This window comes from Parapedobacter sp. 2B3 (assembly GCF_041925275.1).
GTDB lineage: Bacteria > Bacteroidota > Bacteroidia > Sphingobacteriales > Sphingobacteriaceae > Parapedobacter > Parapedobacter pyrenivorans_A.
In genome coordinates this window covers 1-26,658 of sequence record NZ_JBHEUZ010000001.1, presented here as the reverse complement: position 1 = coordinate 26,658, position 26,658 = coordinate 1, and the positions used below count along the sequence as shown (strand labels likewise).

General features: G+C 50.5%; 18 protein-coding genes. 8 read left to right on the top strand and 10 right to left on the bottom strand.

The window, feature by feature from the left end; all coding sequences use genetic code 11:
- Positions 1–32: 32 nt before the first annotated feature.
- The 7 genes from ACEVG1_RS00090 (at position 33) to ACEVG1_RS00060 (ending at position 10,204) form a co-directional block, all read left to right on the top strand.
- Complete coding sequence (locus ACEVG1_RS00090; protein WP_374741473.1) at positions 33–830, top strand: hypothetical protein; 798 nt, start codon at positions 33–35, stop codon at positions 828–830.
- A complete protein-coding gene (locus ACEVG1_RS00085; protein WP_374741472.1) occupies positions 817–2,865 on the top strand; it encodes a hypothetical protein in 2,049 nt (682 codons plus the stop codon). Before ACEVG1_RS00090 ends, ACEVG1_RS00085 begins: the two co-directional genes overlap by 14 nt.
- The gene (locus tag ACEVG1_RS00080) at positions 2,853–4,997 is read left to right on the top strand and encodes a ComEC/Rec2 family competence protein (protein ID WP_374741471.1); all 2,145 of its coding nucleotides are present in this window, start codon (positions 2,853–2,855) and stop codon (positions 4,995–4,997) included. Before ACEVG1_RS00085 ends, ACEVG1_RS00080 begins: the two co-directional genes overlap by 13 nt.
- On the top strand, positions 4,994–6,880 hold the full coding sequence (locus tag ACEVG1_RS00075) for an ATP-dependent DNA helicase RecQ (protein WP_374741470.1): 1,887 nt from the start codon (positions 4,994–4,996) through the stop codon (positions 6,878–6,880). Before ACEVG1_RS00080 ends, ACEVG1_RS00075 begins: the two co-directional genes overlap by 4 nt.
- A gap of 60 nt (positions 6,881–6,940) precedes the next feature.
- On the top strand, positions 6,941–7,426 hold the full coding sequence (locus tag ACEVG1_RS00070; RefSeq protein WP_374741469.1) for an antitoxin Xre/MbcA/ParS toxin-binding domain-containing protein: 486 nt from the start codon (positions 6,941–6,943) through the stop codon (positions 7,424–7,426).
- 1 nt (position 7,427) lies between these two features.
- Entirely contained in the window at positions 7,428–7,889 is a 462-nt protein-coding gene (locus ACEVG1_RS00065; RefSeq protein ID WP_374741468.1) for an RES family NAD+ phosphorylase, read from the top strand.
- Positions 7,890–7,987: 98 nt separating this feature from the next.
- Positions 7,988–10,204 carry an NADP-dependent isocitrate dehydrogenase gene (locus ACEVG1_RS00060; RefSeq protein WP_374741467.1) on the top strand — a complete coding sequence of 739 codons (2,217 nt, stop codon included), beginning with the start codon at positions 7,988–7,990 and terminating at the stop codon, positions 10,202–10,204.
- A gap of 18 nt (positions 10,205–10,222) precedes the next feature.
- Here ACEVG1_RS00060 and ACEVG1_RS00055 read toward each other — a convergent pair whose 3' ends face one another.
- The 9 genes from ACEVG1_RS00055 to ACEVG1_RS00015 all read right to left on the bottom strand — a co-directional run bounded on the left by ACEVG1_RS00055 (position 10,223) and on the right by ACEVG1_RS00015 (position 19,590).
- Positions 10,223–10,702, bottom strand: a complete 480-nt coding sequence (locus ACEVG1_RS00055) for a YciI family protein (RefSeq protein ID WP_374741465.1) — start codon at positions 10,700–10,702, stop codon at positions 10,223–10,225.
- 4 nt (positions 10,703–10,706) lie between these two features.
- Positions 10,707–11,267 (bottom strand): YdeI family protein, encoded by a 561-nt coding sequence (locus tag ACEVG1_RS00050; protein WP_374741464.1) that lies wholly within the window; start codon positions 11,265–11,267, stop codon positions 10,707–10,709.
- A gap of 1 nt (position 11,268) precedes the next feature.
- Entirely contained in the window at positions 11,269–11,793 is a 525-nt protein-coding gene (locus ACEVG1_RS00045) for an SRPBCC family protein (RefSeq protein ID WP_374741463.1), read from the bottom strand.
- A 119-nt stretch (positions 11,794–11,912) separates the two neighbouring features.
- On the bottom strand, positions 11,913–13,856 hold the full coding sequence (gene rpsA / locus ACEVG1_RS00040) for a 30S ribosomal protein S1 (protein WP_374741461.1): 1,944 nt from the start codon (positions 13,854–13,856) through the stop codon (positions 11,913–11,915).
- 213 nt (positions 13,857–14,069) lie between these two features.
- Complete coding sequence (locus tag ACEVG1_RS00035) at positions 14,070–16,076, bottom strand: response regulator (protein WP_374741460.1); 2,007 nt, start codon at positions 16,074–16,076, stop codon at positions 14,070–14,072.
- 212 nt (positions 16,077–16,288) lie between these two features.
- Positions 16,289–17,302: a YihY/virulence factor BrkB family protein gene (locus tag ACEVG1_RS00030; protein ID WP_374741459.1), complete on the bottom strand. Its 1,014-nt coding sequence runs from the start codon at positions 17,300–17,302 to the stop codon at positions 16,289–16,291.
- 3 nt (positions 17,303–17,305) lie between these two features.
- The gene (locus ACEVG1_RS00025) at positions 17,306–17,713 is read right to left on the bottom strand and encodes an acyl-CoA thioesterase (RefSeq protein WP_374741458.1); all 408 of its coding nucleotides are present in this window, start codon (positions 17,711–17,713) and stop codon (positions 17,306–17,308) included.
- Between the two features lie 3 nt (positions 17,714–17,716).
- Positions 17,717–18,760: an endolytic transglycosylase MltG gene (mltG, locus tag ACEVG1_RS00020; RefSeq protein WP_374741457.1), complete on the bottom strand. Its 1,044-nt coding sequence runs from the start codon at positions 18,758–18,760 to the stop codon at positions 17,717–17,719.
- A 68-nt stretch (positions 18,761–18,828) separates the two neighbouring features.
- A complete protein-coding gene (locus ACEVG1_RS00015; protein WP_374741456.1) occupies positions 18,829–19,590 on the bottom strand; it encodes a PASTA domain-containing protein in 762 nt (253 codons plus the stop codon).
- Positions 19,591–19,794: 204 nt separating this feature from the next.
- Here ACEVG1_RS00015 and ACEVG1_RS00010 point away from each other — a divergent pair, with 204 nt between their 5' ends.
- Positions 19,795–20,799: a D-alanine--D-alanine ligase gene (locus tag ACEVG1_RS00010; RefSeq protein ID WP_374741455.1), complete on the top strand. Its 1,005-nt coding sequence runs from the start codon at positions 19,795–19,797 to the stop codon at positions 20,797–20,799.
- 45 nt (positions 20,800–20,844) lie between these two features.
- Here ACEVG1_RS00010 and ACEVG1_RS00005 read toward each other — a convergent pair whose 3' ends face one another.
- On the bottom strand, positions 20,845–26,430 hold the full coding sequence (locus ACEVG1_RS00005; protein ID WP_374741454.1) for an MG2 domain-containing protein: 5,586 nt from the start codon (positions 26,428–26,430) through the stop codon (positions 20,845–20,847).
- Between the last annotated feature and the right edge of the window lie 228 nt (positions 26,431–26,658).

Genomic DNA, 26,658 nt, shown 5'->3' with positions numbered 1-26,658 from the left:
TTTATTTAGTAAAATTTGCTATTTTGACCGTCATGGTTGGAAGGTGCCTTATACTCCTCCTAATCTCCTGTGAAAGCTTCGCCCAAACCTATGTCGGCCCGAGCTACCAAGCGATGGGGCAGACGGGCACTGCCCTTGAGGGGATATACAGCATAACGGCCAATCCGGCGGGGTTAGCCGGTCTGCATGGTATTGCCTTGAGCGTTGATTACCAACACCACTTTCTCACAACCGATATTACCACTCAATCGGCTTTGCTGGGCATACCCACACAGCTGGGTACATGGGCGGCAATGGTGCGCCGCCATGGCATAGAAGGGGCATACCACGATACTAAGGGCGGGATGGCTTTCGCTAAGCGGTTTGGTTCCAGTCTATCCGTGGGAATGGCAGCAGGTTACCATCAACTTTATATTCCAAATTATTTAAGTGCCCATTCTTTTTCCGTTGATATAGGGATTCAATATCATTTCGAATGGGGCAGCACGATCGGACTACAGTATACCAATGTGGGCGATGCTGACTACGGAGCTGCGGTGTATGGCACCATTCCGTCTTATCTAAAGGTGGGTTTTAGCTATCCACTTGCGGCGGTTACCGTCGCAGCCGATGTGGCTTATCGGGTGGAGGACGGTTTGGACGGGCACTTGGGCGTCGCCTATTGGATTGGCAATATTTTATGTTTGCGTGGAGGGGTATCTGTCAACCCCTTGCAGCAATATGGTGGTTTTGGTCTCCGGTGGCAGCAGTTTCTACTTGATGCAGCGGTAACGTTCCACCCACGGTTGGGTGTATCGCCACAAATCGGTGTCGGGTATGCGTTTCAGTAAAATATTCATGCTAGCCATAGGGCTCTCCCTGGCCTACAACGCTTCTGCTCAAACGGACGTGGAGGTGCTTGTAGAGCGTTTGACCGAATTAATAGCGGAGGATTTGGGAGAAGACTTCGATTTCTCGGACCTCGCTGACCGATTGTATCACTATAAGCAACACCCTATCGACCTTAATCGTACCGACGGGAGTGAATTAAGGGAACTCCAGTTTGTACCCCCGCTGTTTATCGACAATTTGTTGGAACACCGCCGCCGCTCGGGAGCGTTCGTCGCTATCCAAGAGCTGCAGGCAATTGATGGGCTGGATGTGGAATTGCTTCGTTTGCTATTGCCGTACGTAACGGTGAGGGAGACGTCTCCATTGTCTGGTACAGGTGTCGGCGAATTGCTCCGAGCCGGGGTGCACGATCTAATGGTGAGGTATGGCCGTACGCTGCAACGGCGGCAGGGATATGCGGTTACGGATACCGGTCGTTCGCGGTATCTCGGTAGCCCAGACCAGGTGTTCGTTCGCTATCGGTATCAATACGGTAGCGACCTGCGGGTCGCCCTCAATATGAAAAAGGACGCGGGTGAAGCGTTTTTCCATGGTGCGCAGCGGCATGGTTTCGATTTTTATTCAGGAAGCATTTACCTACGCAGCCAGGGCAGGTTGCGGGATGTGGTGGTAGGCGACTATGCACTGCAATTCGGGCAGGGGTTGGCCATGTGGAATGGCTTGGGTTTCGGTAAGGGCGCCATGCTACAGGGCATTGCGAAACAGGCGACAGGACTGCAGCCATATACATCATCGAATGAAACGATGTTTTTGCGAGGCGTCGCGGCGGCGGTAATGTTGGGGAAATTGGAGGTTACCCCTTTTTTTTCCTGGCGTGGCATCGATGGGTCGGTTGTGCCGGCGGATGATGGCCAAATGGAAACCAGTTCGCTAGGTCAGACCGGGTTGCACCGTACGCCAACCGAGGTTGCGAACCGCCATGCCGTGCAACAGTGGGTGTCGGGAGCCAATGCATTGTATCAGCGGGCGCGGCTCCGTACCGGCCTACTGGCCTATTACACCCGGCTCAACACGGCAATCGACCCGCAGCCGCTGCTTCGTAATCGATATGCATTTCGGGGCGATGAATTGTTGAATACCAGTTTCTATTATCATCATTCATGGCGTGGAGTTTATCTTTTCGGCGAGGCTGCGTACAGCCGCGGCGGTGGTTTTGCTGTTATGCAGGGGCTGATCGCAACATTGCATCACCACCTGTCACTGGCCTTGCATTACCGAAACTACCAGCGCAACTACCATTCGTTTTTTAGCCAAGGACTTGCCGCTGGGAGCAGCGCTGTCAACGAGCGCGGGTTTTATGCCGGTTTGGTATTCCACCCCAATCGGAAAGTGGAATGGACGGTGTACGCTGATTTCTTCCGATTTCCTTGGCTGAAGTATCGTGTCGATGCACCATCCCACGGAGTGGATATGATGAGCCAATTTACTTATACCTGGTATAAAAAAGCAAATATTTCTGTGCGCTACCGTTATCGGCAGCGCTCGGAAAACGCAGCGATGGAACAACCCCATCGGTTTGTCGCCGATGTACGGCACCAGCAGGTACGTTTGAGTGGCCAATACAAGTTTGGTGCTCGTTGGACGATGCGCAGTCGCTTTGAGCTCTCCCACTACCAAAAGGAGGGGGAGACAGCCGAATTGGGACTGTTGGCGTACCACGACGTTATTTATAAGCCCATTGCCGGTAGGCTGAGCGGCAATGCACGGTTGGCCGTGTTCGGCATTCCAGGTTACAACGCGCGTATGTATGCTTATGAGAACGACGTGTTGTACGGATATTCCTTCCCCATGTATCACAACGATGGTATACGTGCTTACGTCAACGCACGTTGCCGTATGGCGCGGCAGGTAGACATCTGGCTACGGTATGCTACCTTTATTTACCGGGATGTTGATGAGGTGGGGAGTGGTTTGGATGCGATAGCGGGCAATAGGCGGTCGGACATCAAAGTGCAACTAAGATGGCGTTTTTAGGGGCATCCAACGCATACGGTAATCGCGTGTACATTGGCCATGCGCCTTTTGTACGGTTCCTGCTGGCTTTGCTGGTCGGTATCGGCGGAGGTTGCGCTGCGGACCCAACGAGGCTGCTTTATACCTTGGGTTTGGTTGCCTTGGGTATAGTGGTTGTGGTATTTGTAACTATTCGGTGCATTACGCGGTTACGTCGGCATCGCTACTACGGAGCCATGGGGGGGCTTGTCCTGTTTGCATGGAGCATGGTTGGCTGCCTATTGGTCTGGCAAACGGATCCGGCGATCGATCGGACGCATTTCAGTCATTTCAAATCCAAGGGGCTGTTGGGATTGGTCGCCGACGAACCGGTGGTACGTGGCCGCCAAATTAGGTTTCCTTTCGTGGTTACGCAGGCTTACGGTGATAATGGGCTGTACGATGTGACGGGGAAGCTGATGCTTACCGTCCAGGCGGATGATAGCCTGATGGTTGAATCTTTGCGATACGGCGATGAGCTCCTCATTCCAACGGAATATGAAGCGGTTCCGCCGCCATACAACCCCGGCGAATTGGATTACCGGCGCTACCTCGCTGGCAAGAATATATGGCACCGGGATTACCTGGCAATGGACCAACTGAAAAAAATGGATAGTGGGAAGGGCAATCCGCTTATTGCATATGCTTTGGCGTTACGCCAACGGATGGTCGCTAAGTTTTCGGCATACATCCCCGATCGGGATGCCTATTCCGTTGCCTCCGCGTTGATTTTAGGATATCGGGCTGACATGAGTGAAAGATTGGTACAGGCATTCTCCAATACGGGTACTATCCATGTACTAAGCGTGTCGGGGATGCACGTCGTTGTCGTGTTCTGGTTGTTGACCAACTTATTGTGGTGGATGGATCGGAGCAGAGGGTGGCGGGTAACCAAGTTCCTGTTCTTATTGCTTGCCGTGTGGGGATATGCATTGTTGACTGGATTCTCGCCGCCGGTACTGCGCGCATCCATCATGGTGAGCTTTGTGATGGCAGCCACTATATTCGGGCAACAGAACCGTATTTACAATAGCATCGCGGCATCGGCATTTTTTCTCCTGCTGTATGAGCCAGCCTTCATCGCCGACATCGGATTCCAGCTTTCTTACTTGGCTGTACTAGGCATCGTTTCCGTACACCCCGTATTGCGTTATCTCTTCCCTGTGGGCAATCGGTTTGTGCGGCCCATAACGGACTACATCGGGATGTCAATCGGGGCCCAAGCCGGAGCCGGTCCGTTGGCGGCCTATTATTTTCACCAATTTCCATTGTATTTTCTTCCGGCCAACCTGTTTATCGTATTGCCGGCGAGTGCCATCATGTATGTCGGATTTGCATTGCTAATCGTACCCACAGGCCAACTGGCATCGTGGATAGGGGTAGCGTTAGAAAAACTTATCTTGGTAACCAATGCCTCGCTGGAATATATGGAGCAATTACCCATGGCCAGCATCCGCGGTATCTGGGTTACTTGGTGGGAATCGTTGTTGGTTTACCTGCTGATTGTGTCGATGGCGATGGCCATCATGGTTCGGCACAAACATTGGTTCTACAGTGCGCTAGTGTCTGTCACATTGCTGGTATGCGCGTCGTTTCCGATTGTGTTCAACGATGCTGGCCGGCAAGCCATTGTGTTCAACGTCCGTCGCAACCTCGCCATTGGCCTTGTCAATCAAAAGCATGCGTGGCTATACACCGATCTGCCATCTATCGATGACCGTACCATCGGCTATTCCGTATTGCCTGCACTTGAGGCCCATGCCTCCATAGATGCTATCCATTTTATGGCATACGACAGCGTATACCTGGATCAACAAGTGTATGCGAAAGGGGGCATTCTGCAATTTGGGAACACCCGGTTCATGGTTTACGACGGAAGTGGTACGTACGATGGGCAACTGAAAGCCGATGTCGTTATCTTGCGTAACAATCCATCGGTGTCATTGGCCGCGTTGATGGAAACCGTTGATTGCAGGCAATTAGTGCTGGATGGCACCAATGACGATGCGACCATCGCCCGATGGAAGGCGGCGGCCGAGGCGGCGGCGGTTCCTGTATATGTGTTGAAAGACAATTTTGCGTATGTTTGGCCATTGGAATTTCCCAAGCCATGAATAGTGTAGACGTACTCCGGAAATACTGGAAGCATGAGTCGTTTCGGCCTATGCAGGAGGAGGTCATCCGGTCGGTATTGGCTGGCCATGATACCCTCGCGCTGATGCCTACAGGAGGGGGTAAGTCCGTATGCTTCCAGGTGCCCGCGTTGATGAGGGATGGAATATGTATCGTGGTGACACCACTCATCGCGTTGATGAAGGACCAGGTGGAAAACCTGCAGGCCAAAGGTATAAAAGCGGTGGCTATTTTTTCGGGAATGGCCAAACGTGAGGTGGATATCGCACTTGACAATTGCATTTATGGCCCTATCAAGTTCCTTTATCTCTCGCCTGAGCGATTGGGCAGTGAGTTGGTACAAGAGCGTATACGCCACATGAAGGTTAACCTCCTTACGGTGGATGAGGCCCATTGTATCTCCCAGTGGGGATATGATTTCCGGCCGTCGTACCTCCATATCGCCACATTACGTGCCCTACATCCCGGTGTGCCTTTCCTCGCGCTCACGGCCACCGCTACGGCCCGGGTGGTAGATGATATCCAAGCGCAGCTCCTATTTTCCGTGAAGAATGTATTGCGGGGAAGTTTCGCGCGCGAAAATCTTGCATACATGGCTTTCGAAGAGGAAGATAAACAGGGCCGTATGCTGCGTATTATCCGGAAGTTGCGGGGAAGTGGCATCATATACGTGCGCAATAGGCGGGAAACGCAGGAAACTACCCGTATTTTGCTCAATGAGGGCATATCGGCCGACTTCTACCACGCTGGTTTGGAAAACGCTGAACGGATGCGCAAGCAGGAAGCGTGGAAGGCAGGGGATACCGGCGTTATCGTGGCTACCAATGCCTTCGGCATGGGGATCGACAAATCGGATGTACGATTTGTCATCCACCTCGATATCCCCGATTCGCTCGAAGCTTATTACCAGGAGGCCGGACGGGCGGGCCGCGACGGCAAGAGAGCCTATGCGGTGCTGCTTTATCACCAAAGCGACCGCAACCAGCTGTTGAAAAACCATGCCCTGAGTTTTCCGTCGGTCGACTACATCAAACAGGTCTATCAGCACTTGGCCAATTATTACCAATTGGCCCATGGGGCGGGAGTGGGGGTGACACTGGATTTTGACGTAGCCGACTTTTGCTACCGTTATAAATTAGACGTCGTGATGGTACTCCAGGCGTTGAAGTTCCTCGAACGCGACGGATGGATCAGCGTGACCGAATCGGTATACATACCCTCGCGGGTGAAATTTGAGGCAAACCAGCAGGATCTATACAGATTTCAAGTGGAAAATGCAGCCTATGATGGATTGATTAAGACCATTCTCCGCAGCCATGGTGGTGCGTTTGACGATTTTGTGCCCATCCGTGAATACGAATTGGCCAAGCGGATGGGGAAACAACGTTTCGCTATCGTCGACATGCTTGGATATCTACAGCAGATGGAAATCTTGTCTTATCTGCCGCAAACCGACAGCCCGAAATTGCAATTTGTACGGGCTAGGATAGACAGTAAACGGCTGCATATCGATAACGTCTATATCCGTGAACGGAAAGCGATCAAACAAGGCCAATTGGAAGCTGTTTTCGCTTACCTCGATGGAGCTGATTGCCGAAGCCGGCAACTCCTGGCGTATTTTAACGAAGACAATTCCAAGCCATGTGGTATCTGCGACCGGTGCCTGGTGCGGAATAAATTTGAGCATGTGGAAGAACGGCTCATGGCTGAGCTGGCAGAGTTGCTTTCGGATGGGCCGCTGAACATAGACCAACTGGTGTTGGGGCTCAAATCGGGTGATGAGGCAACCCGTTTGGCATTTATCCGCAAACGGTTGGATGAGGGACGACTGAAAGTGAACGGTGATAAATATTATCTAAAATGATTTGAAAACCGAGAAAAATGTCTTAAATTTGAAGACATATTTATAAAAAGAGGGGTTTCCATGACATACGGCAAGCAATTAGATCATGAAATAAGGAATATCTTCAAAGAGTTTGATGCCGATGGTTACCTTACGCTAGCCAGTGATCCGCCAACCTTTAATGAGCTTTTTACAGATCGGTTGATGATGACTACGGTGGTACAAAGCGGCATATCCTATCGTTTTTTTGAGCAGATACAGCGTATTACACCTTTTACCGAAAGCGAATGGGCTGCTTTCCTTGAGCTTTCCACGAAAACACTCAACCGTTATAAAATGGAAAACCGTTATTTCAAGACACTGCATTCCGAGAAGATCATGGAGTTGGCCGAGGTTACCCGCGAGGGGTTGGAGATATTCGGTGATGCCGAGCTATTCAAGCAGTGGCTCCATACGGCCAATTATGCACTCGGAAACAAGAAACCCCTGGAGCTCTTGAAAGATTCATACGGCAAGGAACTTGTCTTAAAAGAACTTACGCATATCAACCACGGTATTTTCGTATAGTATGGTTGTTTTTAGGCTGGTCCGCGAGAAATTCTCGTCCTCATTATCCGGCAAAGGGGCCGCGTTGCGCGGTGCACGATGGAATTCCATTGGGGTAGAGCTGATATACACAGCAGGGAACCGGTCGTTGGCGATGGCCGAAGTGGCCGTCCATCTCACGTTAGCATCGTTGCCTTCTGATTACCTGATGATGTCGGTATACATTCCGGACGACATGGCGATAGACGAACTCGCGGAAAATGAACTGCCAAACAACTGGAATACATTTCCCCATCCACTTTCAACCCAACGGATTGGGGATACCTTCGTAGCAGATGCTACCTATGCCGTATTAAAAATACCCTCGGTAGTTACACCGGGCGATTTTAATTACTTGATTAACCCGAAGCATCCGGATTTTGCCGATATTAAAATTGATTCGCTGGTAAAATTCCCCTTTGACAGGCGTCTTTTTCGGGGATGATTTTTTGTCGTGGGGCGGGTAGTTACCTCATACATCAACCAAAAACTTGTAAAACAGCGTATTTTTAGCTATTTTCGCGTCCGAAATTCATTCAGATTATGTCTAAAACCACCATTTCTTATACCCGAACAGACGAGGCCCCCGCATTGGCCACGTTCTCATTTTTACCGATTGTCAAAGCATTCACGCGACCGGCCGGTATATCGGTCGAGGAGAAAGATATTTCCTTGGCCGGACGGATTATCGCGAATTTTCCGGAGTACCTTACGGATGGCCAAAGGATAGCTGATGCCTTGGCCGAGCTAGGTCAATTGGCTACCACGCCTGACGCCAATATCATCAAGTTGCCCAACATTTCGGCGTCCATTCCGCAATTGAAGGCAGCTATCGCTGAATTGAAAAATAAAGGGTACGCGGTGCCCGATTATCCCGAGGAGCCGAAGAGTGACGAAGAAAAGACCATTAAGGCCCGTTACGCCAAGGTGCTAGGGTCTGCGGTAAACCCCGTACTTCGGGAAGGTAATTCGGACCGCCGCGCACCGCGAGCCGTGAAAAATTACGCGAAGCAGCACCCACACGCTATGGGAGCATGGACATCGGAGTCCAAAACCGAGGTGGCTTCGATGTCTGCCGACGATTTCTATGGAAATGAAAAATCAGTAACCCTATCGCATGCGGCGACGTTCAAAATTGAATTTGTTGATGAAGGTGGCGCCAAGACAGAGCTGAAAGCACCCGCACCGTTGCTGGCGGGGGAAGTGATAGATTCCTCCCACATGAGTATGGCTGCGTTGAAAAAGTTCGTTGGTGAGCAAATCGTTGCCGCTAAAGAAACTGGCGTGTTGCTGTCTGCGCACTTAAAGGCAACCATGATGAAGGTTTCCGACCCAATTATCTTTGGTGCCATCGTTGAAGTTTATTTCAAGGAGGTTTTTGATACGTATGGAAGTCTGTTCAAGGAACTCGGCGTGGATACGCGCAACGGGCTAGGCGACGTGTTCGCGAAGATAGCCGGGCATCCCCAAGAGGAACAAATAAAAGCAGCCGTTGCTACGGCCATCCAGAACGGTCCGGACTTAGCCATGGTCAATTCTGACAAGGGGATTACGAACCTCCATGTTCCGTCGGATGTGATTGTCGATGCTTCCATGCCGGCCATGATCCGTAATTCCGGTCAGATGTGGGACAAAAACGGCGCTGTGCGGGATACGTTGGCGTTGATACCCGACCGTTCCTATGCCGGTGTTTATGCGGCAACTATTGCCGATTGTAAACAATACGGTGCCTTCGATCCTTCTACAATGGGTTCGGTATCCAATGTGGGGCTGATGGCTCAGAAGGCCGAAGAATACGGCTCGCACGACAAGACATTCCAAGCGACCTCGAAAGGCACTATCCAAGTGTTGGATGACGATGGAAATATATTGATGGTGCAGGAAGTTGAAGCCGGTGATATCTTCCGGATGTGCCAAACCAAGGATGCTCCCATCCGCGATTGGGTGAAATTGGCTATTAACCGCGCGCGCCTTTCCGGCACACCTGCCGTCTTTTGGTTGGATGAAAGCCGTGCGCACGACCGGCAGCTTATCGAGAAAGTCAACACATACCTTAGCGAACAGGATATATCCGGACTCGATATCCGGATACTGAACCCGGTTGAGGCTACCAAATTCTCCCTGGCGCGTATCCGCAGGGGTGAGGACACGATCTCGGTGACGGGCAACGTGCTCCGGGATTACCTCACTGATTTGTTCCCCATCCTCGAGTTGGGCACATCGGCGAAGATGCTGTCTATCGTGCCGTTGATGAATGGGGGGGGGCTTTTTGAAACGGGTGCCGGTGGATCGGCACCGAAACATGTTGATCAATTCATGGAGGAAGGCTACCTGCGTTGGGACTCGTTGGGTGAGTTCCTCGCGTTGGCTGTTTCATTGGAGCATGTGGGGCAAACCCAGGGAAATGCCAAAGCATTGGTATTGGCTGAAGCGTTGGATGCGGCGACCGAAAAGTTTTTGGAAAATGATAGATCGCCCGCACGGAGAGTTGGTCAAATCGACAATAGGGGCTCCCATTTTTACTTGGCATTGTATTGGGCCCAAGCGTTGGCCGTTCAAAACAAAGACAGCGAATTGAGTGAACTGTTCGCTCCTGTTGCTGACAAGTTGCGTGCCAGCGAACAAAAAATCAACGGTGAATTGATCGGTGCACAAGGCAAGCCACAGGATATCAATGGCTACTACTGGCCAGATAAAGCAAAGGCGGAAGCCGCCATGCGGCCAAGTGAAACACTGAATACCATTATCGCGTCGATATAGTCGATAAGCGACCTTAGGTTAGGGGTTTTTTTTCGTAATCCGATAGCTGGCCTCCAGATAAGTGCGGAGTGCCGCTGAACCATACCAATCAAAAAGCTCCGCTTCAAGGAGCTTTTCTTTTATGGCGGGGTCTGTCTGTAGGAGGGCCTCTACTTCCGCCTTATCTTTGGAGTCAAAGATGAATAAGCCGCGGTAATTACGATCGTTTCTTCCAAATGGACCGGCAACGATCAGTTTTTTCTGCTCAACCAGTCGGTTGATGTTTTCAAGGTGGCCTCGGAACAGTTCACTTACTTTTTGTTCGTCATCCAACTGCATCGGTCCGGTCTTCAGGATGACGAAAACATAGGATTTCATCCCATACTCGTCAGCCTCCAAGGAATCGGCGAGCGCCTGATCGTAGTTGGGGTTATCCGATTGGGCGGTAGCAACCTGGCACCATAGTATTCCAGCGATAACTAAGATGAGTCCTGCGCTCATCGTCTTTGAAGATATCATTTCGTTATTTTTTGTATTGATCATGTAGCCCGGCTCCTGCAAGGATAAGGGGCCTGATTTTGTCCAACCGGGCCAATTTAGTGGCTTCGCGTTTGGCTTCCGTAAGGTACTCGATGTATTCCCGCTGTTTGTATGGAGCAAGGACATCGAATGCCTTGCGAAGTCCATTGTCCTTGAACGCGTCACTTAGGATGGCCGGAATGAGTAGCTGCCCCTTTGGTTCAGGCTTCAGTTGCAGGCCCGCCTTCTCGTTGGCGATGGCTTCGTTGAGGTAGGAAAGCAGCTGCGGCTCATTGATTTGCTCGCGTGCGGTAAAGCGCCATTGCCGCATGGCCTTTGCTTTTCCGCCTGGAGCAGTGGTCAATACTTGCATTTTGTCCTTGAGGAATACCCCTTGGTAAAACCACAGGGTGAAATGGTTCTTAAACCCGGCTACGCCCACGACGTTACGTCCATTGTAAGTGTATACCGGGATTCCCCATTTTGTGGTTTCCACCAGTGCCGTTTTAGCGATGATCGCCCGCAGTAGCCCCAGCTCCTCCTGCCAATTCGGGGTTTTGCCCATACTATTGATTTTCGAGTACGGTTTTCAATTCCTGCAGCCCCTTGTCGAAATCGTCGCCCATATCGAAAAACAGCGACATCAAGTTGAACGGGTAAGGGGATTTACCGGAAATCCCCCATTTTACGACCGTTTGGTTTTCTCCCTGTGCCTCGGTAGCCATGTAGCACGAAGCCTCCGATTCAAAAGGCTCTTTAAATCGCAGCTGCGTGTCCATCCGTTCGCCTTCCACGATGTTGGTGATTTCCTGTTCGCCTTTGCCTATTTTCTCACCGTCCCAGGTATACACAAAACCTACATTGCCGTCGGTACCGCTGGTAGTCGTTTTGGCTTCAGGGTCCATTTTATGCCAAACATCGTAGTCTTTCTGGTTGTTGAGGTGCTTGATGTAGTCGAACACTTCCTGCTTGGGCTTGTTGATGGTAATCTGTCTTTCGCTAGTAAATTCACGCTTGACGAAAAGGGCTGCAATGAGCGGAATAGCGATGATAATCGACAGGATGATGAGTATTTTCTTTAAGGTGTTCATGGTACCAAAGGTTAGTTATGTAGAACAAACTTAAAAAAAACACTTTTTATATGCAATAAAAAACGCTCCCTGAAATTTCAGGGAGCGTTGCATTATATCAAAAACAAGGGTTTATACCCTTATTTTTTTGAGCGGCTGGCGCTTTCTTCGCCTTCCAACTGTTGTTTCAGTTGGGCTAGGACGTCCAGATCGCCCAGTGTCGATTTCTCCACAGATTCCTTCACTTTCTTCACGGCAGATGAAGCAGCTTTCGCTTCTTTCTTCCGGTTGTTGAAGTCTTCCATCCGTGCTTCTGCACGTTGGTCTTCCCAGATGCGGGAATGTGAGATCACCACACGCTTGTTGTCCTTGTTGAATTCAATGATTTTGAAATCAGCAACTTCATCAAGTTTCAATGGGTTACCATCTTCCTTGATGCTGTGCTTAGCGGGAGAGAACCCTTCCACCCCATAAGGTAAGGCTACGATGTTGCCTTTTTCGCCGACTTTGATTACCGTTCCCTGGTGGATGGAATCAAGGGTAAAAATGGTTTCAAATGTATCCCATGGGTTTTCTTCCAACTGCTTGTGGCCGAGGCTCAACTTGCGGTTGTCTTCGTCGAGTTCCAATACAACAACTTCCAATTCTTCACCTACTTTGGTGAATTCATTGGGGTGGTTTATTTTCTTTGACCAAGAAAGGTCGGAGATATGGATCAATCCGTCGATACCCTCTTCGAGCTCAACAAATACGCCGAAGTTGGTCATGTTTTTCACCACGGCTTTCTGTTTCGAACCGATGGGGTAACGCTCAGCAATGTTTTTCCAAGGGTCTGGAGTCAGCTGCTTGATACCTAAGCTCATTTTGCGATCTTCGCGGTCGAGTGTCAGGATTTGCGCTTCTACCTCGTCGCCTACTTTAAGAAACTCTTGCGGACTACGCAGGTTCTGCGACCAAGACATTTCCGATACGTGGATGAGTCCTTCTACACCGGGGGTGATTTCGAGGAATGCACCGTAGTCGGCTACGGTTACGATCTTGCCTTTCACTTTTGAGCCTACTTCCAATGCGGTATCCAACGATTCCCAAGGATGCTCGGTAAGCTGTTTCAAGCCGAGGGCGATACGTTTTTTCTCGTCGTCAAAATCGAGTACCACCACGTTGACGGTTTCGTCAAGTTGCAATACTTCCCGCGGGTGCTCGATACGGCCCCATGATATGTCGGTAATGTGCAACAGGCCATCCACACCGCCGAGATCGATGAATACACCGAAATCCGTGATATTTTTGACGGTTCCTTCCAATACCTGTCCTTTTTCGAGCTTGGAGACAATTTCGGTTTTTTGGTTTTCCAAATCGTCTTCAATAAGTACTTTGTGGGATACGACGACGTTCTTGAATTCGTGGTTGATTTTGACCACTTTGAATTCCATGGTTTTACCCACGTAGATATCGTAGTCGCGTATGGGTTTAATGTCGATTTGAGACCCAGGTAAGAACGCTTCCACACCCTTGATGTCTACGATGAGTCCACCTTTGGTGCGGCTCTTCACGAAACCATCGATAATGGTGTCGTTTTCGAGTGCTTCGTTGATTTCTTCCCACGATTTCTGTGTTTTCGCACGTTTCCGTGAAAGTACCAACTGGCCATTTGCATCTTCCTGTGATTCGACGAAAACGTCGATCGTGTCACCGACCTTCAAATCGGGGGTATCACGAAATTCAGAAAGGGATACCAAGCCATCGGATTTAAAACCGATATTAAGCACCACATCCTTGTTGTTGATGGATACGACGGCGCCTGATACGATTTCGCCCCGGTTGATCGAATTGAAGGTTCCTGCATACTGTTCTTCCAACTTCGCGCGTTCTTCGTCGCTGTAGTTGCCAAAACCTTTTTCGTCCTTGTCCCAATCAAAATCAGCATCTGGGGTTTCCCACGTGGTCGATTTGATTTCGTCAATGAACTTCGAATCGGCTTCCGACTCGATGTCCTCCTTTTCTTTCACCAAGGTTTCCTCAGTGTCTTGAAGTTCAGCTGTTTTAGCTGCCAATTCCTTTTCTGCTTCTTGTTTTTTTGCCATTAATTCATATTTCTCCTTTTCCCCGATTTTTATCGGGACTGCAAAGGTATGAAAAACTTTTATTTATAGGGAGTTATTGTTTTATTATTTGACAATAGGTAGGTCACTGGTTGTCATTAGCGCATCATTGTTTATCATATTCTAATTATCAATAAAGCATCGGTTGCCTCGCGCTCCCCGAGGATTATTTCCAAGGTATAGACGGCTTGATCTTTACGGTGCTTTCGAAAGTGCCCCGATAATTGTTTTGACAATTTCGGCTTCAGTAAAAGGCTTTTCAATGAAGCCATCAAAGAAGGCTTCAACGCCCGCCTCTTCCGCATAATTCAGTGTGGACATATCGGCAGAGATGGCTAGCACACGGATGGCGCTGAACCGCTCCTCCGCACGTATTTTTTCAAGCAAGGTTACACCATTCATACCGGGCATGTTAATGTCGGTGATAACCAGGTCCACGGGGTGGCTATTCAGGAAGACCAATGCATCCTCACCACTATTAACGGTATGGATGCTGCCCACATCCTTGAAAAACTGCTTCATGAGCAGGATGTTGACTGGATTATCATCGACAACCAGTAACCGTAGGTCGGCGGGCAGATCGGCTAGCCGGGCCTTCCGTTGTTCGTGGGTTTCCACCCTGCTTTCCGAAAACGGGATGTCGGCAAAGAAAATGGAGCCATTCATGGACTTGCCTTTCAGTCCGATGGTTCCACCTAATTCCTCGGCCATGATTTTGGATATATACAGTCCCAAGCCAATTCCGCCGGCGTTTGGGTTCGCCGTGAAATATTTCCGGAATACCTGGCGGCGGTACTGCTCCTTGATGCCTATGCCACTATCCTCCACTTCGATGTGTAGGTTAGACGCGTTGCCTATTCGGACTAGCGATGCCCTGAAGATAATTTGGCCCTTTTGTGTATATTTAATGGCATTGCTCAAAAAATTGGAAGCTATCTGCCGTATCCTGAACTCATTGCTCGATAGGCTCAATCGCGGATCAATGTCGATCTCAGTATGCAGCTGGAGCTTCTTTAGCTCCGCTTGGTTTTTGTGCAGGGCTACCACATCCCGGAAAGATCGGTTCGGCGAGAAATAACCTTTTACAATGTTACCTTTCTGGGAAGCTTCTAATTTGCTTAGACTCAATATATCCGCAATGTTATTGCTGATAAGGTTGATACTGTAATACGCCGAGTCGATGAGCTTTTCGTCTACCGTTTCGGACGATGCCCTACTTTTGAGCAGATCGATGATACCTAAAAGGGAATTGAGTGGCGTACGGATTTCATGGCTGATGTTTGCCAATACGCTGGTTTTCTCTTCGGCAAGCTTGGCGGCATAGTCTTTTTCCAAGTGTAGGTGGCGCTCGTACGATGTAGCATAGAATTGATAATACACTAGCGCCACAATCATGATAAACATCAATATCAATGCAAAAATGAGCTGCTTGCCAAATAGCGTGATATTTTCCTTGTAAAGCGCAAAATCTTTCTCTTCGGCATTGCGCAATAGTTGTACATCAAGCGCTTGGACAATCTCCACACTTTCTTTGAGCTTGTTTAATAAAGCGATATTTGTTGTGATGAGTTGCCTTTCTTTTTCCTGAAGTTGCAAGAATGTGTGCCGGAGATTGGTGATATTACCCAGGTAAGACCGCTCCAGGTCCGATTGAGCCGCAGATAAATTATCGCGGAGAATGGCAATCCGCTCAACATCGACCCCGTTATGCTCGCTGGCTATCACGATCGTATCATCTTTGGAGTTGAAAATCCGTTTTAGCAAACCGGGCTTTTTCCTTACAATGGTGTCTTTTGTAATGCTTTTCGTTGTATCGAGCAACACTTGGTCAACCACGGATTCGATTTGGATGGGATGATTCGGCCCCATGTTGGCGGGGCTGCTCAATAATACCAACGAATCGTGGGTATGGAATACTAAATGGTCAAGCCGCTGTTTGAGCACGGCGAACTCCATTGCTATTTTCTGTTGGTCTTCGATCTTCAACCCAGGATCGCTCAATGGAATACCCGAAGACGGAAGCGATGTCAAGGAATCCACAAAATGTTTGAGTAAATTGAGCTTCTCCAGGTATGTGTTGTAGGTGTTGTTACTAAATTCCAGCGTATATAGGCGAAATGTATTTTCTGCTTCACTGTAGGTGGAAAATAGGTAATTCAGGCTGTCTGATCCGGCCTTACGTGTCTGATACGCCTCTGTCAATCTGCGCTCAAGTTTACGGTATTGACCGTACTGGTAAATGAACACAGCCCCAATGAAAAGGAACAAAACAATGAAACTACAAAGTAATAAGATTCTTGCTGTCGGCGTATTTTGCTTGTTTTGCTTCATATTTAAGCAGCCAGTCCGTAATGGGTGGAGGCCAACGTATCGGTCCGCAAAAGTAGGTTAAAATTTCATTTATCGCAAAATTTTTAATTACGGTGAATGTTGCGTGGTGTCGGTTCGGCCGACTGTTCGGATGTTTCGGCCGACTTGAACGTGTTGAAAGCCCGCGGCCTCACGATCTTGATACTCTGTTTCGAAAGCGCGATACTTGCGTTCAGTTCAAAGCCTACCAGCAGGATGAGGGAGTTGAGGTATAGCCAGATCATGATGACAATCAGCGTACCGATGGAGCCGTAAAGTTTATTGTAGGCATTGAAGTTGTTGATGTAGAAAGCAAATCCCGAGAAGGTCAAGATGGCCAGGATGGTCGCCAGCATGGCACCGGGGCTAAACAATTTCCACTTCCGGGAAGAGGCTGGCCCGAATTTATAAAGGATGCTAACCGTTAGAAAATAAATCCCGAAAAGGATGACCCATCGTGCCGCAGCGATGACAAAACTCCAAAAGGCTGCATTAACCTCGATATTCTGCCGGAGGTATCCCACCACATACCCCGCCGCGGTAAAGATGGTCATGCCCACTGCTAAGGCGATGATGATCATCAGTGTCAGCCCAATGGCGACAAGCCGTTGCTGCCCCCAACTGCGACTTTCGATAATCAGCGAAGCCTTGTTAAAAGCCAGCATCAACGAGCTCACGCCATTGGTAGCAAAGAAGGTGGCTAGGATGAAACCAACGGACAGCAGTCCACTGTTCTGGTTTTTCACGATATCCTCCAATGTGGACTCAACCGTCAGAAATGCGTTTTCGGGAATAACCACTTCCATGAAATCCAGCAACTGTTCCTGAAAATTGTCTATGGGAATGTAGGGGATGAGCGTAAATAGGAAGATGATCCCCGGGAAAATGGCCAACATAAAGTTATAGGCTAGTGAAGAAGCCTTGTTGAGAATGGATTCACGTGCGATTTCCTGGAAAAAAAAAGTGGCTACCGTATACAGGGGCAATGCACCAAACCCAGGTAGCACAATGGCCTTCGTCCATTCGATAAACTGGAAGTAGGGCCTGAATTTCAGTAAGGTATGGTGAATCCAATTCATTGTTTAAACGAAATACGCGGCTAGGTGTGCCATGAAATCAGCTGGAGCCATACAAGGTTTATTGCGCTTCATGTCTACGAAGACCAATGTCGTACTGCCTGTGTTGAGCAGTTCGCCGTGTTGGTTGAACAATTCATAATCGAAGCGGATCTTTACGCCCGGCTTTTCTTTCAGATGGGTGCGTACGGTAATCTCCTCGTCATACCGGGAAGGTTTCAGAAAGCGCGAGTGCAATTCCAATACAGGCATCATGACGCCGCTGTCTTCCAGTGCTTTATACGAGAAACCCAAGCTACGGAAGAGCTCCACCCGACCTACTTCATAGAAAGTGGCATAGTTGCCATAATAGACATACCCCATTTGGTCAGTCTCCGCATATCTAATCCGTACAGTTGTTTCAAACGTATACATACATTAGCGCTTGATGTTTCGTTCGTTAAGTGCCTGCTGGAATTTGCGTGCATTGATGTTGTGTTCGGCTTGCGTTACCGCAAAATTATGGTAACCCGAAAAGTCATCTTTTGCGCACATATAAATATAGTCGTGCTGTTTATAATTCAATACCGCATCGATGGACGCGATACTGGGCATCATGATGGGGCCGGGTGGCAGCCCACGGTATAAATAGGTGTTATAAGGAGAATCGGTACGCAGGTGGCGGTACAGTACCCGTCGGATGGAGAAATCGTTATTGGCAAAGATGACGGTGGGGTCGGCCTGCAGCAGCATGCCTTTCCGGAGCCTGTTGAGGTATAGACCCGCAATGGTAGGCATCTCGTCGGTATGCAGCGCCTCTCCTTTAACGATGGACGCGAGCACAGCCACTTCTTGTGGGTCGAGGTTTATCGCTTCGGCTTTCTGCCGCCGTTCGTCGGTCCAGAATTTCTCGTATTCATTGTGCATACGGTCGGCAAACTGCGCTGGCGATGTATTCCAGTAAAACTCGTATGTATTGGGTACGAACATGCTTAGGAAATTCCGGACATCAAATCCAAAATGGGTTGCAAGACTATCGTCATTGAGCAAGTTGATAAACGAGATGGAATCGGGTTCCAACTGTTTCGCCAATACACTCGCCAGGTTTTCCTTGAGCCGTACATTCTCGAAGCGTAGCTTCACAGGCTCTTGGAAACCACCTCCAAGTCTGTTGATGAGCGTCCGGTTATTCATGCCGGGTTCCAGTTTGTATTTTCCCGGTTTTACACGGCTAGGGTATTCCATTTTTACAGCGGCCCATCGAAAGGCAGCCGTATCTTCGACCGCGTGCAACTCACCGATACTGGTCATTACATCTTCAAAATCCCAATGCGTGTAGATGTAAAGGTAATTGGCATCTACGGTCACATTCGGAGCAAAAAAAGATCGGTAGTATTTATATGCGACGGTCCCTCCGATAGCAAATGCAACGACCGCGATGATTCCAAGTGCAATGAATATTCTTCTTTTCTTTTTCTTCATCTGGTTTCTTCCGTGTCAGTTGATCGTCGTTTCATTTCTGTTTTTCTGCGGGTGGTTACCGCCAACGCCTATTGCTGATTTGTGAGCGCGATATTAATAGGGGTACCAATGCTTACTTTGGGGTCTGTTGGCGTGGGGGTCTGTGATACGACGGTTGCACCTGCGGTATCGGTAACCAACCCCATATAATTTACGGAACCTAGTGTCAATGAATTGCCCTGCAGTGCAAACCGCACTTGGTCCAGTGTGAGGCCGGTCAAGTCCGGCACCTGCACTTCGCTGTCACCGCGCCCGTCGCCCAATACGAGGTCTACCGTCGATCCTTTTGGAATCGGGCGGCCTGCGTTGAGCCGTTCATTGCCAAACTTTACGTCGAGTACGACGTCCCGGGCGATATCAGGAATATAGACCGTATCTCCCAGCTTAATACCGTAGCTATTCAGCATGGCACGTGCTTCGACAAAGGTTTTCTCGATCAAGTCAGGAAAAGCCACTTCGGGGGCCACGCGGGTGATGATGGTGAGGTATAGGGTTCGGTTTTTCTTTACCTTGGTTTGGGGGTCGGGGTCTTGTTCGATGACCAGGCCCGGTTTCGCGTCTACTTGATAAACCGAGTCGAGGTCGTACTCGAAACCTTCTGCCTGCAATGTCTTGACGGCCTCGTTAACGAGCATTCCGCGAAGTTCGGGGACAGCTATCGATTCGTCATGGCGGGTGTACGTATCAAGCCCGAAGATGATGATCAGAAAAAAAACGGTCAGGCCAATAAGGGCGCCGATGAGGTTTTTCCTGAACTTTTCGGTACGTAAGTATTTGAAGAATTTTACCATTGTTAAGTCTTACTGTTTTTGCACTGCGTGGGTGTCTCCATCTGTGCAAAGCAATATTAGCGCCATTGTTTAACCATCATAGACAAAGTACGAGGTACGTCGGACAAAATTATTCGTTTTTCCGGGCATAGCAAATTATATTTTAATCCTTCCAAGGTTTTCCATCTTGTATATAATCTGCAAGTTAGCTATGTTTGCCAAATTATGAGCATACGCATCGCACTGGTTACCGGTGGCTACACCGCGGAATCGGAAGTTTCACTGAAAAGTGCCAATTTTGTTTTCCAGCAACTGGATAAGTCGAAATACGATGTTTACACCATCCTCATTACCACCGAAGGTTGGTTCTATGTTGGTAACAATGGCGATAAGTATCCTATTGACCGCGATGATTTCACGTTGTCAATCGCCGGACAGACCATCAGCTTCGATCTGGCATTTATTATGTTGCATGGATCGCCCGGTGAAGATGGACGTCTTCAAGGGTATTTCGATATGGTGGGGCTACCCTATACGTCGTGCGACGCCCTTACATCGGCACTGACAATGAATAAAGCCTATACCAAAGCGGTATTGGCGGGCATCGCTGATTTGCACGTGGCCAACTCCGTCCAATTGTTTGAGTCGCAGCGGCGTACCGCAGTGAGTTTGGTGCGCGATGCGCTTTCACTTCCTTATTTCGTGAAGCCCAATGCAGGTGGCAGCAGTATCGGAATGACCAAGGTAAAGGCGGATGGGGAGCTTGCTGAAGCGATAGAGAAAGCATTCAATGCGGAGAACACGGGCAACCAGGTTATCGTGGAGGAGTTTGTGGATGGTCGGGAGTTTTCTGTTGGCATATACCGTAAGGAAGGCGAGCTGGTGGTGCTGCCGGCGACGGAAGTCATCACGGAGCGCGAGTTTTTCGACTTCGAGGCGAAATACATCGACGGGCAGACCAAAGAGATAACTCCTGCGGAGCTCACCGCCGAGCAGCGCGGCCGTGTGGAGCGCATTGTAAAAGCTGTGTACAAGCGCCTCAACTGCAAGGGCATGGTGCGGGTAGACTTCTTCCTTGAGCGGACCACCGATCGGTTTTATTTCATCGAGATCAATACCATCCCCGGCCAGACCGCCCAGAGTTTCATTCCCCAACAGGTACGAGCGGCCGGAATGACCGAAACCGCATTTTACGGCGAATTGATAGACGAAGCGCTACGTGTTTTTTAGTCGTAAGTCTTTTTAGTCGTAAGCCCGTCGTATTATGACTAACGACTATTTAACCTCCACCCACCGGCCCGACGTTGTTGCTTGTATCCGGTTGTCGTACATCGCTTCTACGCTTACCGACGGTAAGAAATACCGCCCGATATAAGATGCATTCAACAACACCCGGTAGGTAAGGGTCTCCTGCTGCCTGATGTTGAAGTGGGTAAGTACCCGGTCGTCGCGGATATCCTGGTACGTAGCCGGCGATGAACGCACCGCCGCTTGGGTGTCGTTCAGTCGCGTGTTGATGATTTCCCAGCCTGACGGGAATATCTGGGCAAGCGCCATGTGTTCATACGTACCGATATTGCCCGTGTTCTTGAGCGTTACCTCCGCAACAAAATCCGTTCCCTGGGCCAATGCCGCCGGGTCGATGACCTCACCCTGTTGATTCGTGTACCGCACGTTCATGGTGAGCAATTCCGGATTGTTGCGCATGGGCGGGTTTTCGCCCACGGGCAGCTGACCTTCACGGATTACCCGGACATACAGCTTATTGGCTCCCTTGTTTTCGATACGCAAGGCGTTGTTTGTCTTGCTCATGTCTACCGCAATGCGGTACAGGTACGTGTCTGCGTTCACGCTCGCCGATTCGCCGTTCAGCGTATAGTCAAAATTATTCTTCCGTTGGTCGCTTCCCCCAAACTTGCCAATGGCCAGCAGCGCGTAAGCAGTGGTTTGCGTACTGTACCACCGATCGTTGTCGAGCCCCGCCGCAACGGAGAGCAATACCCGTTCGGCATCCGGTCTGCGCCCCATCAGGTCGAGCGTTTCAAGAATCATCGCACGGTCGCGCAATGCCGACCCGAACGTACGCCCGGCATTTTCATAGGGCTTCACATCCGTGGTCCTGCCTTTCACCAGCTGATTGGCCACGATACCCTGACCGGCCAATTGATAGGCTGCAGCCAGCCGCCAGGCAGCCTCATCAGATAAGTAAGGGAATTCCTTAAGCCGGTTCATGGCCCCGATTTCGGGGGCTTTGGCCAGCGCCAGCAAGTAGAGCCGGTAGGCCTGCACCAGGTCGCCACCGCGCCAGTTGTACTGGTTGGGTGCCCACCCTTGCGCCGTACTCCGTTGGAACCGGAGCCAGCTGTCGAGGAATCCTGCAGGCAGCGTATACCCTTTGGCTTGCGCTTCCAGCAGGAAATGGCCGGCATAGTTCGTGCTCCATTCGTTTGCTTCGGTCGCCCCAGGCCAGTAGCCAAGTCCGCCACTGGGTAGCTGGTAATTGCGTAGCCGGTTAATCCCCGCTTTGATGTTCCGTTCAATGGCCGCCTTGTCCTGCTCCTTCAGTTCAACCAACCTATCCAGCATCAACTGTGGGAATACGCTCGATGTTACCTGCTCCAGGCACCCATAAGGGTACCGGATAAGGTAATTCAGGCGTTTGGCGAGGTTAATGGGTGGGAGGGACGATACCTCCACGGTTGCTGTATTCCCGTTACCGGGTCCAAGTGGTTCGATGGCCCGTTGCCACGAGCCATTTCCTGCTATTTCATCTTTGTCAACCGAGGTGATGAACGGGTTGGGGTTGCGGACGTCGATTTCGATTTCGTACACGGCCGTCTCCGAGCCGCTTTTTGCCACGGCGCGGAGCTTGCCTACACCTGTTTCGTTGCCTACGGTAACGGTGGCATAAGCCATCTGTTCACCCGGTTGGGCGAATGCCAGGGTCTGTTTACCATCTTTTACCGTAAGCCCACCCGATGCGGTAACGTCCAGACTCACCTGTTTTACCTGGTTTTCCATGGCGAAGACCGTGAGCGGTAACTTAAACGTTTCACCGGGGCCAATCACGCGCGGTAGCGTGGCCAGCAGCATCAGCGGTTTTTTCACGGCCACGGCTTTTTCGGCAAATCCATAAGCACCGTCTTGTCCGGCTATCACCATGGCGCGTACAGAGCCGATGTATTGCGGCAATGTAAAGTCGTGCGTATTGGTTCTACCTTTGCTCAACGTAAACGGACCGAGGAATTTCACCACGGGCTTGAACCTGTTGGCTTTGGCCGGATTTACATTGCGATCGATTTCGCCGTCGCCGCCAATACTGAGGATACGTTCCAGGTCGCCGCCCCAGGCGCCGATCACCTGGTCAAAGAGATCCCAGGAGTTCACTCCCAATGCTTCGCGGGCGTAGAAGCTCGCATGGGGGTCGGGTGTCTTGAAACGGGTAAGGTCGAGCAGCCCTTCATCTACGATAGCGATGGTATACGTCATGGCCTTGCCACTTGATTCCGATACGGAAATTCGTGATTTGGTTTCCGGCCGCAGGGTCTCGGCGATGCCGATCTGTGGTTTGAGAATGGTTTTCGGGTTTTCGATCAATAGCGGTATCACGCCATACATGCGTATGGGCAGATCGTTGGCCGTCTGCTGGTGCGGTTGCAGCAAGGTCACGTTTACAAATACGTTGGGCGCCATGTCTTCGGTGGCCTCAAAGCTGTAAACCGTTTGTCCCTGTTCGGTATCTATCCACCAGCTTTGCAACACACGGCTGCCGTTTTCGATACTGATGAGGCCACGGCCACCGGCGGAGGATGGGATGGTCAGCGTTACCTTTTCGCCGGCCCGGTAAGTCTCTTTATCGGCGGTGAATGACAACATGGATGCCTCCGTGGGATTACTCTGCTGTTCACGCTGCGCCCATCCCGGCCAGTCGATATACAACGTCTTGCCCGAGGCATGGCCGCTTTCCGGATCGACCACCCGCACGAGGTAGCGTCCCCAATCGGGGTAATTTACGCGGACGCTCCATTTGCCGCTTCCATTATTGAGCGTGATGGTCTCTTTTTTGAGCAGCTGGTTGTACTTGTCCTGCGTGAAATTGCCGAGGTATTCGCCCTCCTGGTTCCACCACCAGCGCCACCGTATTTTATAAAACTCTACCTGTACCCGGCGTTGTCCGGTTAGTTTTTTGCCTGTCGCATCTACTGCCACGATGTCTACCTGGTGGTTTTCGTCGGTGAGCAGCCTTCCCGATAGCCGATCACCCTGAGGTGTACGCACACCGAGGTAGCTGGTATACGGACTATAGGGCATGCTGATGTTGTCGATGCTGAAATTGCCTCCCGGTTCAAATACGCGGGTGGTAAAACTGGCGCGGAGCATGCCGGGGGCGCCGTTTGTTGCCGCCACGTCTGCAGAAAAGGCCGCTTTTCCGGCACCATCCAGCGTGCCGTCAAACAGCACTTCACTTTCCCGACTGAAACTGCGCGTCGGGTCGTCAAAGGTATAGCCGTGGTAATCGTCAAAAGTGGTCCTTACCGGTGTTATCACCGCTTCTACCCGGGCTTTGAGCCCTTGTACTTCCGCGCCGAACAGCCATTTTGCCGAAAGGTTGACGGGGGTAGCACTTCCTTTATCCAATACTTCCCGACCACCGAAGTCAAGGTCGATTTTAAGCCGGTTGGGCATGACGGTTTCAATCTTGAGTGTTTTTTGGAACACGGCACCACCCACGTTTACTTTAGCCACCCAGTTGCCCGTGGGGGCGGTAGATTCCGTCTTGGTTTTAAATGTATAGAATCCGTTGGTGTGTTTAGATTCCACCAGTCGTTTGGTCAGCTGCCCTTTGGGGTTATAGAGCTCAAAGGTAACAGGGTGGCCTTCCGGCAAGCTGGCCGATTGGTTTTCCATGATGAAGCCAACGAAAAGCGAGTCGCCCGGACGCCACACGCCCCGTTCGCCATACAGGAAGCCTTTGATGCCTTTCTGTACGATATCGCCCCCCACATCAAAACGACTCAGCGGGAGGGAGGATCCGTCGTCCAGCTTGAGGTATCCGCGTTCTTCATTTTTGGCGGCGATGAGCATGAATGGTTTGCGCGATGCTTCAAATTCAGCGAATCCGTCGCCATTTGTGGTGGCGGTCTGAATGACCTGCTGTTGGTAATCGAGCAGTTTCACCTCCACGTCCGGCATGGGTTGCGCGGTGAGGATGCTGGTCGCGATTACGGTGACGCTGTTGTCGTTGCCACGTTTGGCAATGAGGCCGATGTTTGAAGCCAGCATATCGCGGCTGGCCCAGCGACCGGTGGTATAATACGCACTGTGGCACGGATTGTCGCGCTCGTCCCAGTTGTAATCGTATGGATAGTAGTTGTTATAACGTGCCCAGAACTCGTCGTCTTCGTCAATCCCATCGCCGTAATAATAGCGTCGCTGCTCGGCCTCGGCTTCGGCTATTGCCTCCACATCCGCATCGCTGCATGGGTATGCCGAGTAGCTATGCCTGAACCCGATCAGTACGCGGTAAATGGCGCCCGGTTCGGCCTTGAGCAGTTGGTCGATATCGAGTGAAAAGCGGTTTTTGCGGTGTAGGTTTATACTTTTGTCGTCATCCAGCGCGATAGTTTTCTGCACCACCGGCCGGGCCACGCGCCGCAGTTCGTAATTGCTTTCGTAGGTGTTCTGGAAATATTGCGGTACGTTGTTTTCAAAGATTTTAACGATGGTCACATCAACGGCCCGCAGGTTTACCGCCTCAAACGGCATCGTGAGTTTGCCCGATCCCGGGAGGATGGTGCCCTTCCCCGGAATACTGACCGCAGGCAGCCGGTTCTCGAAGGTGACGTTGGCCGCATAAGCATCCGTTATTTTCCGGTTGCTGATGTTCTCCACCCCCTCGTTCACGGCAACGGCGTAGTCCCCTTCAAGGCGATCAGGGGCATACACCTTCACCTCACTGCCGTCGATGGTATAGCGCAGATCCTGCATGCCGGCAATATCGATAAGTCCACTGAGTTGCTGCGCCACGAGGATGGGGTCAGAGAATTGAACCAGCACATATTGTTCCGGTTCGTGAACGGCGCGGATATCCAGCACTTTAAAGGTGCCTTTAGCGGGTATTTCGATTGTTTTATCACCCGCTTTTTCCGCCGCGATGGAGCGGCCGTCCCACTTCATGATCAGGTTGCCCGCTTTATCACCCCGTGGTATCGAATCGATAACGTAAGTGGATAGTCGCGTTTGGGTGTTGTGCTGCCATTTGATGGCATACCGGGTTCCGTCTTGTGAAGATGCCGTCAACAGTTTTTCGATATCGTCGGGTTGTTCCGCATCGGCAAGGGCGATGCGTCCGGCGAGTTTCATCAAATCGGTGGCGGTAGACGTTTGCGATGTCAGTCCGTCAATTTCCACGTTGTATGACGATTCGATAACCTTGAAATTAAAGGTGAAATTTTTGAGATCCCTACTCACATCGGCCACTTCACTGAGGTGGAAGGTGACGTTGTATTCCCGCCCCGGTTTCAGCGGCTCGTCGGGCCTGAATTCCACCGTTCGTGCATCTATCCAATACACTTTTCCCTTTACACCGGGGTTCATGGAGAAAAGTTTCCGGCTGTCCGCTTCGTTGGTCTGCTGAAACGTGCTGACCTGCGAGGCCAGTCGCACGCGCACCGCGCTTTCGCGGGAAACGACGCCCGCGGTATACGCCTCCACATATTTGGCGAAAGCGGTATTGTTGGCATTTACCACATTAGACTGGCTGTATTTCCAGAGGAATAGCGCAATGATGACGACGATAATAACGCCTGCCGCGGCAATCAGGGTGGTTTTGCGGGCGGGCATCCAATTGGCTTTGTTCATAGTGATGACGGATTTACCAAAGCGAATGTACACAAAACGGGATGTAAAATCCTAAATCCCTTCAGATGAAAATGGAAAATACCTGTTTTTGGGGATGATTCTATCAATTCTGCCATATCGTCAACCCAGGGAAATCGCTTTTAAAAATACACGGCGAGCAGGCTGCTTCGGAAATCGTCATCCAGGGCAGCGCGTTGCCTCTTTTTAGGCTTACTTAACTTTGATTCG

Bases quoted from the DNA above. Each gene is read 5' to 3' on its own strand.
- ACEVG1_RS00045 (WP_374741463.1), bottom strand. From the start codon at position 11,793: ATGAACACCTTAAAGAAAATACTCATCATCCTGTCGATTATCATCGCT.
- ACEVG1_RS00070 (WP_374741469.1), top strand. From the start codon at position 6,941: ATGACATACGGCAAGCAATTAGATCATGAAATAAGGAATATCTTCAAA.
- ACEVG1_RS00025 (WP_374741458.1), bottom strand. From the start codon at position 17,713: ATGTATACGTTTGAAACAACTGTACGGATTAGATATGCGGAGACTGAC.
- ACEVG1_RS00005 (WP_374741454.1), bottom strand. From the start codon at position 26,430: ATGAACAAAGCCAATTGGATGCCCGCCCGCAAAACCACCCTGATTGCC.
- rpsA (WP_374741461.1), bottom strand. From the start codon at position 13,856: ATGGCAAAAAAACAAGAAGCAGAAAAGGAATTGGCAGCTAAAACAGCT.
- ACEVG1_RS00065 (WP_374741468.1), top strand. From the start codon at position 7,428: ATGGTTGTTTTTAGGCTGGTCCGCGAGAAATTCTCGTCCTCATTATCC.
- ACEVG1_RS00015 (WP_374741456.1), bottom strand. From the start codon at position 19,590: ATGGTAAAATTCTTCAAATACTTACGTACCGAAAAGTTCAGGAAAAAC.
- ACEVG1_RS00080 (WP_374741471.1), top strand. From the start codon at position 2,853: ATGGCGTTTTTAGGGGCATCCAACGCATACGGTAATCGCGTGTACATT.
- ACEVG1_RS00090 (WP_374741473.1), top strand. From the start codon at position 33: ATGGTTGGAAGGTGCCTTATACTCCTCCTAATCTCCTGTGAAAGCTTC.
- ACEVG1_RS00085 (WP_374741472.1), top strand. From the start codon at position 817: ATGCGTTTCAGTAAAATATTCATGCTAGCCATAGGGCTCTCCCTGGCC.
- ACEVG1_RS00055 (WP_374741465.1), bottom strand. From the start codon at position 10,702: ATGATATCTTCAAAGACGATGAGCGCAGGACTCATCTTAGTTATCGCT.
- ACEVG1_RS00030 (WP_374741459.1), bottom strand. From the start codon at position 17,302: ATGAATTGGATTCACCATACCTTACTGAAATTCAGGCCCTACTTCCAG.
- ACEVG1_RS00010 (WP_374741455.1), top strand. From the start codon at position 19,795: ATGAGCATACGCATCGCACTGGTTACCGGTGGCTACACCGCGGAATCG.
- ACEVG1_RS00050 (WP_374741464.1), bottom strand. From the start codon at position 11,267: ATGGGCAAAACCCCGAATTGGCAGGAGGAGCTGGGGCTACTGCGGGCG.
- ACEVG1_RS00075 (WP_374741470.1), top strand. From the start codon at position 4,994: ATGAATAGTGTAGACGTACTCCGGAAATACTGGAAGCATGAGTCGTTT.
- mltG (WP_374741457.1), bottom strand. From the start codon at position 18,760: ATGAAGAAAAAGAAAAGAAGAATATTCATTGCACTTGGAATCATCGCG.
- ACEVG1_RS00060 (WP_374741467.1), top strand. From the start codon at position 7,988: ATGTCTAAAACCACCATTTCTTATACCCGAACAGACGAGGCCCCCGCA.